Raw genomic sequence first — 14,237 nt, forward strand, 5'->3', positions numbered from 1 at the left:
TGTTCATGAAAGAAAAGCTGCCATGGGAGAAACATCCCCAACGGGTTATGGATGATGTGTGCTGCGGTATGCGGGCAAAATGCCTTCATCATCTCCAGCGTCTGAGTATCCAGCTCCCGGTCCCGCTGTTCGAGTCCGTCCATCACTTGCCGGAGTCGAGGCTCTTTCAGATTCTGCCCAAGTTTGTACCTGCCTCTAAGCTGATAGTATTGATTCGACGACCCATTCCGTCCACAACAGTATCGATCATGTAGCCACACGGTTGGTATCCATTGCCGAAGCAAGCGCAGCAAAACCGGATTTGGTTACTGCTTTACAAAGCGAAAGCAGGGAACGAGTGGCGGAAATCGTCTTGCCGCTATATGGAGAAATCAAAGCAATGAACGCCATAAATGTCTTTGAGATTGGCGATGATCAAGGTACCGTTCTGTTTCGCGGTCATAACCCGGATAAGTTCGGAGATGATAAAAGTGGAACGAAAGCCATACAGGTGGCAAGTGAAGGACGCTCGATCGGTGGTTTGGAATTCGGATCAAGCGGTATATCGGTTCGGGCTTTTGTTCCCATCATGTCTAACGATAAAGTGATCGGCACTCTGCAAGTCGGTGCGGATGACTCGTTTCTCGATGAAATGAACCGCACTCTAGGCATCAGGGATACTGATTGTGATTACCGTGTTGGTTTCTGCGGCTGCCGCTTTGGTGCTGACCCGTTCCGTAACTCGACCAGTTGACCGCTTGGTTACGTTCATGGGACGAATATCAAATGCGGATCTAAGTGAGGAATACTACGATGGTAAAATCGGTACCGACGAAATCGGAAGACTTTTGAGCGGGGCCGTAGAAATGTCCCGGCAGCTCCGGACGTTAATCCAGCAAATTCAATTGACGGCAGAACTGGTTACTGCTTTCTCCGGTAAATTGTCCTCAATATCCAGACGGTATCCGATACCGCGAAGACCATACACGAACTGAACGAAAGGTCGATGCAAATCGATGAAATTGTTCATTTGATTACTGACATATCTGAACAGGTGAATCTGCTCTCGCTGAACGCTTCCATCGAGGCCGCGCGAGCCGGAGAATATGGAAGAGGTTTTGCCGTCGTTGCGAATGAAATAAAAAAGCTGGCTGGACAATCCAAAGCTTCCGCAACGAATATTTCTGACATGATGAAGGACATGCAGGAAGCAACCGTGCGTGCAGTATCGGAAATGGATAAGAGCGTATCAGAAGCGATTGATGGAATTGACACAATAAACAGAGCCGGAGAGGCGTTCGGGGAAATCTCTTTGGCTGTGGAACAAGTTTCTTTGCAAATTACGGAAATCTCTGCGGTTACTGAGCAGATTTCTGCTGCAACGGAGGAAGTTTCCGCATCCATGTTCGAAATGGTTCATGTGGCTAAAAGTACGGTAGAACATACCGGGAATGTGCTATCCCTTTCGCAGGAACAGTTGGCCACAGCGGAGGAAATGACGGCAACCTCAGATACGCGTAACCGGATGTCGACTGAGTTGAAAAAAATGGTTAGTCAATTCAAATTATAGGCCGGTTTGATCGTTTGCCTAATTATACACGGTTCCTTGCGAGCGTTTTGGTTAAAGTAACCATGTGTGTATTCTCTCTTAGAAAGTTTACTTATTAGGTCTACGAATAGACTGATAACCCGCATCGATTGATACGGGTTATTTTTATTGCAGAGTTAGAGGAAACTTGCCGTTAAAGATAGCGCGGAGAATCATATCACACAAGTAACGGCTAAATTTAACGCTTGCACAATTGTAGATCTTGCCACAGGCGCTTACTATTAGGGCTAATGATCGACTATCCTTGCCTCATATCGTACTGGCTAAGCGGTTCGTAATATCGTATCATGAAGAGTCGCCTTCCTGCATGGAATGGGTTGGAATGTCCATAATATAGGATACATTTATCACGCAAGGTTCAAGAGGTTCAATATTATTTTTCCTTATAATGCAAATTATTATTTAAACAAAGGAGTTTATTTATGAATGAGCAAGGCTTTAAGGACTATAAATTAAGTGAGGATATTATCCGTGCCTTAGATAGCTTGGGGTACCAAAAGCCCACGGAAGTTCAAAGCAGGGTGATCCCCTTTGCGCTTGAGAAGAAGGATATGACCGTTAAATCCCATACGGGAAGCGGTAAAACCGCGGCTTACGGCATTCCGATCTGTGAAATGGTGGAATGGGAAGAGAATCGGCCGCAGGCTTTGATTTTAACGCCAACGCGCGAGCTTGCTGATCAGGTCAAGCAGGACATCATGAATATTGGCAGATATAAACGAATCAAGGCAACTGCTATTTATGGGAAGCAGCCTTTTGCCAGGCAAAAGGTGCAGCTGACGCACAAAAATCACGTTGTCGTAGGTACGCCGGGACGGGTAATGGATCATATCGAGAAACAAACCATTGACTTGGAGCAAGTAAGGTTTCTTGTGATTGATGAAGCCGATGAGATGCTGAGCATGGGATTTATCGAGCAGGTGGAGAAGATTATCCGCGAGCTTCCCAAGGATCGAATGACCATGCTGTTCTCTGCGACGCTGCCCAAGGATGTTGAGAATTTATGCCACCGGTATATGAATCATCCATTGGATATTGAGATGAAGACAGAGGGTAAAACGACAAGCCAAATTGAACACTCGCTTTATATGGTGAAGGACGAGAACAAGCTTAATCTGCTCCGGGACGTCACCATGGTCGAGAATCCGGACAGCTGTATTATATTTTGCCGAACGCAGGTCAGGGTAGATGTTGTGTTTAAAGAATTAGACAAGCGGGGATACCCCTGTGACAGAATCCATGGGGGAATGGAGCAGGACAATCGCTTTCAGGTTATGAATGCGTTCAAACAAGGGGAATTCCGCTATCTAATTGCGACGGATGTAGCCGCGAGAGGGATTGATATAGACAGCATCAGTCATGTGATCAACTATGACCTTCCATTAGAGAATGCAAGCTATGTGCATCGGACCGGCCGAACGGGAAGGGCTGGCCATTCGGGGAAAGCGATCTCCTTCGCGACGCCAAATGAAGAGAAGTTCCTTTTCAACATTGAAAAATATATTGGGTTTGAGATCCCCAGGAAATCTAGTCCTTCAAAAGAAGCAGTGACACATGCTAAAGCTGCTTTTGAAGCGAAGATGAGGAATCAGCCAGCCGTCAAAAAGGACAGGAGCTCCCGATTGGATCAAGAAATCCTGAAACTGTATTTTAATGGTGGGAAGAAAAAGAAGATCAGAGCTGTAGACTTTGTCGGCACCATTGCCAAAATTGAAGGCGTATCGGCGGATGACATAGGGATTATCACTATAGAGGATAATGCTTCCTATGTGGATATTCTCAACGGCAAAGGCCGCCTGGTACTCCATAAGATGAAGGATACAACGATCAAAGGAAAGCTTCTGAAGGTTCAAGAGGCGAACAAGAAATAGGATGTTACAACCATAGGATGATCCTGGTCGGAGACTCACCGGGGTCTTTTTTTTGCGTAACGGGGTGGGGAAGCGCAACGGAATAAGTCATAGAAATGTATCGGCAGAACCTTACCATAAGTTAAAGGCAAATATCTAGAGCCTCCTGTTGTTTAGCGGGAGGCTCTAGATATAATTATTACATTGTGACACAAATCAACAATCTATTAGTCAACACATTTGGAGGCCTTTTTAGTCGAACCCTAGTTTTTTCCCATAGATGGTATGAAAACCATGTTCCGTATGTCGTCTTCCGTATATGTATTGCTGAAAAAGTCGAGGTATGCCTTTTCGGCGGATATCAAACGGTTGACCGTCAGCGTTGGGTCTATCTGATTTGCGCGAATATCATTAAAGAACGATTGATACACCTGCCGTCGGAGATCTACAAAGGACTCGCCTATGTGAGCCAGAGGATCATCCCAGTAACGGAACACATTCCCGGCAATTGTTCCGGCATCTTGCGGAAAGCCTTCGGATTTGGTGTACTTCGGCACGTTTCGGTTCGAATAGTCTTCTAAATTCGTCAGATCTTCTGCACCGAGGGTTCCTTGATAATAAGGCTTAAATACATGCTCCAGATCATAAAGCACTTCGTTGTTTAAATACAGAACAGCCAATTTAGCGTCATAGGGAATACTGCCGTTCGCTGTGCCCTCGAAGTCCTTTTCTGAAATGGTGAATTCCGTTGTTTGGTTGTTATTCAGCAGCTGCAAATGGTTTCGCAGTTCTTCCCTCAGATAGGGCCTTTCGTCGGAAAGGGTCTTTTTCCATGTGACTGTGTGATTGCCTACAACGATAGCTATGGATAATACGTTGTCTAATTTTTTCACTTTGACCGGGGTGGAACGGAGTTCCTGAGTCCCATCTCCTAATTGCCCCGCATGGTTGTTACCCCATGCCCATACGGTGCCGTCACTTTGTAAAGCGAGGGTATGATCAAACCCGGCAGCAACCGCAATGATGTTCGTCAAACCCTTCACCTGAACAGGAAAAAACCGATCTTCCTGCGTGCCGTCTCCCAATTGGAACCGATCGTTGTATCCCCAAGTCCATACCTGACCATCCTGAATTGCGATGGAATGCTCTAGTCCGGTCGATATGGTGTTGTCATTATGGGCATTCTGTGCTGAAACGGTAGGGCAGATTGGAGGATAATAAGCCCCAAATAATACTTGCGGCGGTAACATAAGTAAGAAAATTGAGTTTCATCTGAATCACCTCATAAGTTGATCTGGTTGTCTTCTACAGTATTTCATCGTTTGGTTACTTATTTTGTTATAGAGGGGCTCGGTGACTGCTCCTTTCGAGGTAGAGTTTCCGTTTTGAAAAACAGCAATTGCTTCAATGTTATCATTTTTTGGGGATAAAATTTTAGAATAGATTTATAAGAATGGGGATATAGGGTTGGTACACCGTTTTTTTATAACTCTGGCGTCTTGCATTATTAAGATATTGTGAATTCTGCTTAGCTCATCTCCTTTCCGGGTAACAAGATAAGGTACTGCTTGTACAATTTTCCCACGGGAGGGCTTTATTGATGAGCGAAGAACGTAAAGTGAACGAGAACAGCAAAAATGAACAACTGGAGCAGTTTCGCGTCCAGGATGAAGGACAACAATTAACAACGAATCAAGGACTGAAAATTGCCGAGGATGAGTTCTCCTTAAAAGCGGGCGAACGGGGCCCCACGTTAATGGAGGATTTTCATTTTCGGGAAAAAATGACGCATTTTGATCATGAACGTATTCCCGAACGGGCCGTACACGCGAGAGGGTTTGCTGCCCATGGGGAATTTGAAGTATATAAATCGATGAAAGAATATACAAAGGCGGGGTTCTTGCAGGATCCGTCTGTGAAAACGCCTGTTTTTGTGCGCTTTTCAACCGTAGCAGGCTCCCGCGGCTCGGCCGAGACCGTTCGGGATGCGCGCGGTTTTGCCACGAAGTTCTATACCCAGGAAGGAAACTATGATCTGGTTGGAAACAATATTCCGGTCTTTTTCATTCAAGATGCGATCAAGTTTCCGGATCTGGTGCATGCGCTGAAACCGGAGCCTCACAATGAGATGCCGCAAGCTGCAACTGCTCACGATACGTTTTGGGACTTTGTAGCCAACAACCAAGAATCGGCTCATATGGTGATGTGGGCGAAGTCCGATCGGGCGATCCCGCGCAGTTTTCGTATGATGGAAGGATTTGGAGTACACACGTTCCGTTTTGTGAATGAACAAGGGAAAGCGCATTTTGTGAAATTCCATTGGAAGCCAGTACTTGGGGTACACTCCTTGGTTTGGGATGAGGCGCAGAAGATAGCAGGAAAAGATCCGGATTTCCATCGTCGTGATTTGTGGGAATCGATTGAACAAGGGAATTATCCTGAGTTCGAATTAGGTGTCCAGCTTCTTAAGGAAGAAGATGAATTCAAATTTGACTTTGATATTCTGGACCCGACCAAGCTATGGCCGGAAGAGGATGTGCCGGTAACCATCATCGGCAAGATGACGCTGAATCGTAATGTGGATAACGTGTTTGCCGAAACGGAACAAGTTGCCTTCCACCCAGGGCATGTTGTTCCCGGTATCGACTTCTCGAATGATCCGTTGTTACAAGGCCGTCTGTTTTCTTATACCGATACACAGCTGACCCGCCTTGGCGGTCCGAACTTTCACGAGCTGCCAATCAATAGACCCGTATGTCCTTTCCACAACAATCAACGCGATGGAATTGGCCGTCAAACGATTAATCGGGGCCAAGTCAGCTATCATAAAAATTCGTTGGCAGCCAATACACCAGCCCCAACGCCTGAGGCGGAGGGAGGATATGTACATTATCAGGAGAAAGTGGAAGGCCGTAAAGTACGCAGCCGAAGCGAAAGCTTTAAAGACCATTTCTCACAAGCGACGATGTTTTGGAACAGTATGAGTGAACCTGAGAAGCAGCATATTATCTCGGCGTTCACGTTTGAGCTTGGAAAAGTGAAGAGCAAATCGATACGTCAGCAGGTGGTCGACATGTTTGCGAATGTCAATATGGAATTGGCCGCAACGGTGGCTGAAGCGATTGGAGCAGCTGCGCCACAAGGGAAAGGGTCCAAGGTGACGAAATCATCCCCGGCACTTAGCCAAGCCAATACCAAGAAAATGCCGAATACTCGTAAAGTCGGTGTGATTATTGGGCAACATGTTGACGGCACTGATGTAACGTCGATTTTAGAACAATTAGAAGCAGCGGGGATCCAGACTGAGATCATTAGCGACAAGCTGGGAATGGTAAAAGGATCGAAGGATAAGGACCTTGAAATCAAGCATACCTTTTTAACAGCCGACTCCGTCCTATTCGATGCGATTTATGCGGTTGGAGGAAGTGGTGGAAGCAAAACGTTTATCAAAAAGGCCGTTTCCTTTATTGATGAAGCGTATGCTCACTTTAAACCGATTGGAGCGACCCACGAAGGGAAGCAATGGTTGGAAGACAGTGATATGGCAAAGAGCCCTGGTGTAGTCATAGGGAATGAAACGAAAAAATTTGCGAATGAATTTGTTGATGCGATTGCAGCCCATCGACATTGGGACCGTCAATTGGTATAAGTAATTTGTCTCAAAAGAGAGGAGAAATCCTCTCTTTTTAGTGCTTCCACTCCAACGTTTCATCTGGATCTGCAAGTTTTCGTCCATAAAAACGCAGGGAATGAAAATTGTGAATTTCGCTGCATGCCTTCCTCATTTTCTCCATAATCACGGTTTGATCCTCCTCGAAAGGGGGCCAATACAAGATGTTCATTTCAAAAGATTGTCCATTCTCATCCTCGCGAGTATAGCGAATCCGATCCGCTTTTTTGAATCCGTTTCTTAAATAAAATTTCATCCTCTTTTGTGTATCTTCATCGTCGACATCTATCGGTTCTGCTTCGAGGAGGATCAGTTTTCCCTTTTGTTTAAATTGATCCAGCAACTTGGAGCCGATTCCCCTGCCTCTGTTTTTGGAATTTACGAGGAAATAATCGATAAAGATAAACGTCGGAAATTCTGCAAATAACACCAGATAATCGGCTGTTTCTTCTTTGTGATAATAGGGGGAGGTTTCTAGTAACGTTTTCAATTGCCCTGGATCTTTCATTTCATGCTCGGGAAAATAATCGTTAAGCTTCTCATACCATTGCATATCGTACACCTCCGTAGGGATTTACAAATGAATATCATGAAATGTTATCCACTATAGGATTATTATGGGATAGGGGAGCGGGGTCTATTCCTATGCTTCGTAATCGGTGAATGAAAAACGCGAATTTTGTCTAATATTGTGAAATTTTCTCTTGAAACCGTAGAAAAGAGTGTGTAGTATATACAAAGTAAAATATCATACAACAACTCGTATAATTTTGGGGATATGGCCCATAAGTTTCTACCGGACGACCACTTTAATCGACCGACTATGAGTGAAAGCGCATCTAGGGTTCCGTTTCTTTGATCTTGCAGAAAAGAAAGGCTGGTCCAAGCGATGCGGGCACTATCGTGTGTTACACCAAAAGGGATAAAAACCCAGAAGGACAGGCTTCACTTGAGAGGAACTGCTCAAGGAGCCTGTCCTTTTTCGGTTGGAAAAGGAGCGATAAACGCAGAATGGAATTATTGAAGGAACGCATCCGTCAGGAGGGATTGATTCTGTCCGATACGGTGCTAAAGGTGGATTCTTTTTTGAACCACCAGGTGGATACGCAGCTTACGCTGGAGATCGGACGGGAGTTTGCGCGGTTGTTCAGCCATGAACCCATCACCAAAGTACTCACCATTGAGGCCAGCGGCATTCAGTTTGCGATGGCGACGGGGATCGCACTGAACGTGCCTTTTATTTATGCAAAAAAGAAGAAGGCCGTCACTCTCTCCGAGAAAGTGTATTCGGCACCTGTGCATTCGTTTACCCGGCAGGAATCGTACCAGGTTAGCGTTTCGCAGAAATACTTGGGGCCCAGCGATAAAGTGCTGATCGTAGATGATTTTCTGGCTACAGGCGCGGCGCTGGTAGGGCTGGTCGATATCGTAAGAGAATCGGGAGCAGAGCTTATGGGAGTAGGCTGCGTTATCGAGAAAAGCTTTCAGGAAGGCCGCAGCCTGCTGGAAAATAAGGGAGTGTCTGTGCATTCCTTAGCCCGGATTGCTTCGATGTCGCCAGGTGAGATTCATTTTGTAGAAGACAATAGTTTATTCCATCAAGGTCAAGGGAGAATGTAAAATGTTAAGCAAACAAAAAGTGATTACCTTAGGCTTTCAGCATGTGCTGGCTATGTATGCCGGAGCTGTGATCGTGCCGCTGATTGTCGGGGGAGCGCTCAATCTGACCAGCACCCAAATCGCTTATCTGATCGCAGCTGATTTATTTACCTGCGGCATCGCCACGATCCTGCAGGTAATGGGAACGAAGTATTTCGGCAGCGGACTGCCCGTTATTTTGGGATGTACCTTTACTGCAGTTGGCCCGATCATTGCCATCGCCTCCACATCGAATTTGGCGACAGCGTACGGAGCCATTATCATATCCGGTTTGTTCGTTATTTTAGCCGCGCCGCTGTATGGAAAGATGCTTAAATTTTTCCCTACCGTTGTGACCGGGTCGGTCGTGACGATTATCGGGCTCTCCCTGATTCCAGTAGCGATGAACAACGTTGCGGGCGGTCAAGGAAGCCCCGACTTCGGCCAGCCGAGCAATCTGCTTCTTGCGTTTTTCACGCTGGTGGTTATTCTTGTAGTCAGCCGGTTGGCTACCGGATTTTTACGTGCTATTTCCGTGCTTGTCGGGTTGGTTGCCGGAACGGTCGCAGGCTATGCCATGGGCATTGTTAGCTTCTCTTCCGTTTCGTCAGCGTCATGGGTTAGTGTTGCCCAGCCATTCTACTTTGGTATTCCTGAGATCAGCATCACCGCTATTATTACTATGATTATCGTAAATATCGTCAGCATGGTAGAGTCCACAGGCGTTTATTTTGCCGTAGGCAAAGCAACCGATCAAAAAGTCGAGAAGAAGCAAATCGTCAACGGCTTGCGTTCCGAAGGTCTGGCCATTATGCTGGGCGGGATTTTCAATGCGTTTCCTTATACCGCCTTCTCTCAAAATGTCGGCTTGATCTCGCTTACTCGCGTGAAATCCCGGGACGTTATTTTTGCTGCGGGAGGCATCATGGTTATTCTGGGCTTGCTGCCTAAACTGGCGGCCTTAACGACGGTCATTCCCAATGCGGTGCTTGGGGGCGCCATGATCGTTATGTTCGGATCAGTCGCAGCCGCGGGTATATCGATTCTCTCGGGGGTTGACCTGCGCAAAGGCGACAATCTTCTGATTGCCGCTTGCAGTATCGCTGTAGGTCTGGGTTCGGCAACTCTTCCTCAAATGTTCGATCAACTGCCGGGCTTCGCCAAAATGCTGATGCAAAACGGAATCGTGTCCGGTTCCTTGACCGCTATTCTTTTGAATTTGCTCCTGTCCAAGCGAAATGCTGCCGCTTCGGAGGTTGTTCAGGAAGCTTAATAGGTCGTTTGTAAATCGTTCCCGAACTTGGTTTCGGAGGCGATTATCGGAAAGCCGGGAAAGCACAGGGAAAATTCTGCTGATTTCTTAGATAGATGGGAACGGGATATGTATGAAAATATACAAGCCAGTGCTTTCAAGGCACTGGCTTGTATATTTTTTATCCGACTTGAATTAATTGTAAAGAGGCTCCATGGCAGCTTGCGTTGGCTGGTAGGGCGGCAAAAAGTTGAACCCTGTCATCGGTTAGTAAGGAAAAAAGGATCGAGCAGCTTAACGTGTTGCTGTTTGGAGTGGGGCCGGCAGATTTGTATCCATAGGTGATGGAAGAGAGTACTTCAATTGAACCGTTGATGACGATGTTAAACTGTGCCGGACTCTCAGCTTCACTGGGAAGAGCGGCTGTTACGTTGTAGTTGATTTGAAATATTCCGTCTCTTAAAACTTTTAATCCTTCAGGAATAAGGACAACATCTTGCAGCGGACCCGCAATCCTCAAAGGAACAGGACCTGAAACCGTATGACCTGAAGGGGAGTAGGCATATCCAAAAGCGACATCTGGTAACCCTGGAAGTCCGGGAGGCCCCTGCTCACCCTGCTGTCCACGAGGTCCCGGAGGTCCCTGCTCGCCCTGTTGTCCACGAGGTCCTGGGGATCCCTGCTGACCCTGTGGTCCGCGAGGTCCTGGAGGCCCGGGAGGTCCTGGCCTATACCCGCAAGTGCATGGATTACAGCAGCACCGACAGTAATTCATTTCAGCACTCCTTTCTAAATGGATCATTCGGAGAACGGTCTGGGACGGCGGAGCTTAGGTTATCTTCGAATGGTGATGGGTACGGAAGCAAGCAATCCGCCCGAGCTGGATTGTATGGTGATCGACCTTGTTGCGTCCGGCTGCATTGTGGCCCCTTCTATTCGGTATTCCCACTGACCCAGAGCATCAACGTCCACTTGAGCAAGAACAGGTCCATTACTGTTGTTACCCAAGTGAATGGTAATCCTTACTCCTGGCCCAGAAACATTAGATGTTCCTGTTATTCGCCATTCCGCCTCACGTGTTCGGAACTCCGCACGGGTGACAGTAAGGTTATCGGGCAGGGTCATGATCTGGACGGTATCCGCCGATGCTCCCCCTGGGCCGCTAACGGTTAATTGGAAAACCAAGGGTTCCGGTTGCTTGGGAAATGCAAAGGTTGGATTTGGTGTTTGGGCACCGCTCAGCTGTACGGCAGCTCCAAAGATTTGTTCCCAGATAAAACTCACGGCGTTCACGGAACCACTGCCATCAAGGGTAACGATCGTACCTTGTTGTACCGTTTGATCCGGTCCTGCGTCCGCAATCGGTGTCGGTGCATCCTCAACAACCTGAACAGTAACGCTGCTTGTCGATGGCCCTCCCGGGCCTGTAACGGTCAATGAAAACACGAGAGTGACATTACTGTTCGGTGCCGTAAACGTAGGTGTAGCTGAATTTTCTCCAGTTAGTACAACGGGAGTTCCGGATACTTGGGTCCAATGAAAGGATGTGATGGGTCCGGTAGAGTGCGTACCATCCAGCATGACTTGAGCCCCAATGAGTACGGTTTGATCATCTCCGGCGGACGCCTGGACAGGAATCGGATTAAATGGAGGTCCTTCGACGACAACAGGAACGGTCATTTTCCCACCTGCTGCAGACCAAACCGTTACATCATCGGGAGCATAATCCAGGTTAGAGATCGTCAAGGTTCCACCTGCAGGAATGGTGCCAAAATCAGCGACGGTCAGTAACGGATCCCCGATCTCGTCGCTGGACTGAGCCGAAACGGTCAATTCTTTGGTTTCGGTGCTGTAGGTTGCTGCAGTTGTGATTAAATCTACGGGTAAAGCTACCTTTGAACTGTCCGGATGATCACTGACGTTGGTCACCGTAACCTCGCTTGGCGGATGGTTGCCCGTATAGAAAACACGTGCAAAGTAGGAGCCTTGGTTACCCAGCATTATTGTCGGCAAAAAGCCTGTGCCGGAGACTTCCATATCCTGCGGCGAATCATCTGTGAAGGCGAAGAGATCAATAAATCCGCCGTTCATCGTGGTTCTTTCATAGGTTGCACGAGTAATATCAAGGCCGGAGTTGACGGCGATTGTGCCTAATAACGCAAATTGTCTAGTCTCGATGCAATTATCCGGGTCGATACCGGGAGTAGTAGAACGATCCGGAGAGCCAATACCAATACCAGGCCCCTCAATGCGGAAATAATTTTGCGGCTGCCCCTGTTGATCTACAAATATACTTCCGATGATGGGATGCAAAACATTAGGATCACCAATGTACCCCTGTGGAACAGCAGGTATAACGTTGGGATCCCAGCGAAGAAACGGATGGACTCTGCTATTTCCCGCAAGTTGAAAGTTCCTTCCGTTTAAATCGCCTATGTCTTCAGTAAAATTGATTTCACCAATGCTTGGATCTCCCGGATCAGGTTCAGCCACAAAGGTATCTACTCCGTAGGGATGACTCACTGTATAATCGGTATTAGGGATTAATCCGGAAACGCGAATCCGAACTCTTCCAAATACAATTTGTTCATCGTCTCTTGGAACTTCGTTTACAAATGCCGCTTCAAGTGCCAATACGAGTCGAGCTCTTTCTCCAGTGCCCGTGGTCATTTCAGCTTCGGCTGCCATATAAAAAGCTTCAGATGGGAAGTTGTCAGGGAATGACACCGGACTTGAGGGATCAGGTAGCTCTGCTGGGGTTATGCCGCTGAACGGATCATTTGGATCAAGATTCAGCTGAAGGCGAAGTTGATTTTCATCCTTATACCATAAAGGGAAACCATTATGCTCACTTAAAGGACCAACTTTCATAGGGTGCCTCCTTTCATAAACGATTATTGTTTTAACATTTCTCCCTATGATTAAGATATGATTTGCACAATCAATTGACAGGTACACCGGTACAGTGAATTTCTTCCTAAATAGCTTACAGTGTAAAAAAGCATCTCCCCTCAGCTTTATGAGGAAAGATGCTTTTTGCAGTACGGAAGATCTCATTCACTAATGGCAGCCAGGCTGATGATCTCTTGTAAAACTTCCTCCTTGATCTGATCTATCCTGTGGAAATCGGTGGAATGAACATAGATTTGCTCCAGTTCATCCTGAAGGGATTTGGCTTGTGCAAGATCCTCAATGGACGCTTTCATTTGTGCGGCGTATCGCCCTTTGATGTCGCTTATAGCATCCGCATGAGCTTCATCCGTACCTGGCTTGATGCAGTGCTCATACATATCCAAGATCTCGTCAGCATCGCGGTCGGGATAATACTCATGTGGCGCCGTGCTGTCAAATATGGCGAACCCCAGCTCCCGCACAATGACCATATCCAGACTGTTCGGGTCAAAGCCGCAGTGGTAAATTTCCACATCGAAGCCGCGTTCAATTCCTGCGGCTGCCAGCTTTTTCAGCAGGGTGGATTTACCCGAACCGGCCCGGCCTTTAATGAGGTATCTTTTCAGGCCTTCAGTCAAATTCGGAACAAAATCGACCGCGCCTTTCGGGGTGGCCGCTCCCAAAAAACGGTGGTCTACGCGGCTCTGACGTTCGAGTTTCCGATTACCGTAGAGGAGCTGTATATACTCCACTGTCAGTTCATCGGCTGCCTGAAAGTTCATGTTTGCGATATAAATCGTTTCCCATTCGTCATGAATGCGAAGCGCTTCCGCGAACCCGGCATAAGCGCGTTCATGGGCTTGTTGAATGCTCTCATTCAAGTTTTCGATCTCCGGTTGTCGGGCAGCGAGCTGAGCCGTATCCCCGGTCTCGCCCAAGGTCACGTATCGCACAACCGTCCCCGGCTCCCGGGGCTCTATTACACGAGGGGCCGTCCCATCAACGATTCCCACCCTTAAAGCAGGGATGATCAATCCGTCCAGCGAGTCATTGTCCGAGGCGCAATGAATAAACCAGATGTCATAGCCGTTCTCTACCATTTGGTTTCCGATGGTCCGAATCAAACCCGACTTTGCTGTCGCCGATCCCCCTTGTAAAATAAAAAGACGCTCCAATCCTTGTAAAGACGAGTCGAACAGGTTGGCAAAGCCGCGAGCCGTATTGCCGCTCGCGTAAAAGTTTTTGACGATACCAGTCATCACCGTCACACCTTTCTAGGCTAATGTCATGGTGCATAGTTCATCGTATTACAGCCCTGTCAAAAAGGTGCAGCCGAATACAGTCGAT

Annotated in this window: 12 protein-coding genes and 1 riboswitch; of the genes, 7 read left to right on the forward strand and 5 right to left on the reverse strand. The window is 47.3% G+C overall.

Annotated features, from left to right (window positions below; translation table 11 throughout):
- Nucleotides 1–208: 208 nt before the first annotated feature.
- The 4 genes from JOE45_RS22380 (at nucleotide 209) to JOE45_RS22395 (ending at nucleotide 3,459) form a co-directional block, all read left to right on the forward strand.
- On the forward strand, nucleotides 209–733 hold the full coding sequence (locus JOE45_RS22380) for a cache domain-containing protein (protein ID WP_210023512.1): 525 nt from the start codon (nucleotides 209–211) through the stop codon (nucleotides 731–733).
- Nucleotides 734–749: 16 nt separating this feature from the next.
- The gene (locus tag JOE45_RS22385) at nucleotides 750–974 is read left to right on the forward strand and encodes a hypothetical protein (protein ID WP_210024696.1); all 225 of its coding nucleotides are present in this window, start codon (nucleotides 750–752) and stop codon (nucleotides 972–974) included.
- Nucleotides 975–985: 11 nt separating this feature from the next.
- Nucleotides 986–1,549: a methyl-accepting chemotaxis protein gene (locus JOE45_RS22390; RefSeq protein WP_245247119.1), complete on the forward strand. Its 564-nt coding sequence runs from the start codon at nucleotides 986–988 to the stop codon at nucleotides 1,547–1,549.
- A gap of 461 nt (nucleotides 1,550–2,010) precedes the next feature.
- The gene (locus JOE45_RS22395; RefSeq protein WP_210022283.1) at nucleotides 2,011–3,459 is read left to right on the forward strand and encodes a DEAD/DEAH box helicase; all 1,449 of its coding nucleotides are present in this window, start codon (nucleotides 2,011–2,013) and stop codon (nucleotides 3,457–3,459) included.
- A gap of 242 nt (nucleotides 3,460–3,701) precedes the next feature.
- Here the strand turns inward: JOE45_RS22395 and JOE45_RS22400 are convergent, their stop codons facing one another.
- Nucleotides 3,702–4,688 carry an RCC1 domain-containing protein gene (locus JOE45_RS22400; protein WP_210022282.1) on the reverse strand — a complete coding sequence of 329 codons (987 nt, stop codon included), beginning with the start codon at nucleotides 4,686–4,688 and terminating at the stop codon, nucleotides 3,702–3,704.
- A 350-nt stretch (nucleotides 4,689–5,038) separates the two neighbouring features.
- Between JOE45_RS22400 and JOE45_RS22405 the strand changes: the two genes are divergently transcribed.
- Complete coding sequence (locus tag JOE45_RS22405; RefSeq protein WP_210022281.1) at nucleotides 5,039–7,087, forward strand: catalase; 2,049 nt, start codon at nucleotides 5,039–5,041, stop codon at nucleotides 7,085–7,087.
- Nucleotides 7,088–7,124: 37 nt separating this feature from the next.
- Here the strand turns inward: JOE45_RS22405 and JOE45_RS22410 are convergent, their stop codons facing one another.
- The gene (locus JOE45_RS22410) at nucleotides 7,125–7,661 is read right to left on the reverse strand and encodes a GNAT family N-acetyltransferase (RefSeq protein ID WP_210022280.1); all 537 of its coding nucleotides are present in this window, start codon (nucleotides 7,659–7,661) and stop codon (nucleotides 7,125–7,127) included.
- A 187-nt stretch (nucleotides 7,662–7,848) separates the two neighbouring features.
- A riboswitch (purine riboswitch) is annotated at nucleotides 7,849–7,952 on the forward strand.
- A gap of 167 nt (nucleotides 7,953–8,119) precedes the next feature.
- Here JOE45_RS22410 and JOE45_RS22415 point away from each other — a divergent pair.
- Nucleotides 8,120–8,728, forward strand: a complete 609-nt coding sequence (locus JOE45_RS22415) for a xanthine phosphoribosyltransferase (RefSeq protein WP_210022279.1) — start codon at nucleotides 8,120–8,122, stop codon at nucleotides 8,726–8,728.
- Between the two features lies 1 nt (nucleotide 8,729).
- The gene (locus JOE45_RS22420; protein ID WP_210022278.1) at nucleotides 8,730–10,019 is read left to right on the forward strand and encodes a nucleobase:cation symporter-2 family protein; all 1,290 of its coding nucleotides are present in this window, start codon (nucleotides 8,730–8,732) and stop codon (nucleotides 10,017–10,019) included.
- Between the two features lie 160 nt (nucleotides 10,020–10,179).
- On the opposite strand, the gene JOE45_RS23740 is transcribed toward JOE45_RS22420, so the two are convergent.
- The 3 genes from JOE45_RS23740 to JOE45_RS22435 all read right to left on the reverse strand — a co-directional run bounded on the left by JOE45_RS23740 (nucleotide 10,180) and on the right by JOE45_RS22435 (nucleotide 14,149).
- A complete protein-coding gene (locus JOE45_RS23740) occupies nucleotides 10,180–10,518 on the reverse strand; it encodes a hypothetical protein (protein WP_245247120.1) in 339 nt (112 codons plus the stop codon).
- 314 nt (nucleotides 10,519–10,832) lie between these two features.
- Nucleotides 10,833–12,869, reverse strand: a complete 2,037-nt coding sequence (locus tag JOE45_RS22430) for a PKD domain-containing protein (RefSeq protein ID WP_210022276.1) — start codon at nucleotides 12,867–12,869, stop codon at nucleotides 10,833–10,835.
- Between the two features lie 182 nt (nucleotides 12,870–13,051).
- Nucleotides 13,052–14,149, reverse strand: a complete 1,098-nt coding sequence (locus JOE45_RS22435; RefSeq protein ID WP_210022275.1) for a PRK06851 family protein — start codon at nucleotides 14,147–14,149, stop codon at nucleotides 13,052–13,054.
- Nucleotides 14,150–14,237: the final 88 nt, after the last annotated feature.

The organism is Paenibacillus sp. PvR098 (assembly GCF_017833255.1).
Taxonomy (GTDB): Bacteria; Bacillota; Bacilli; order Paenibacillales; family NBRC-103111; genus Paenibacillus_G.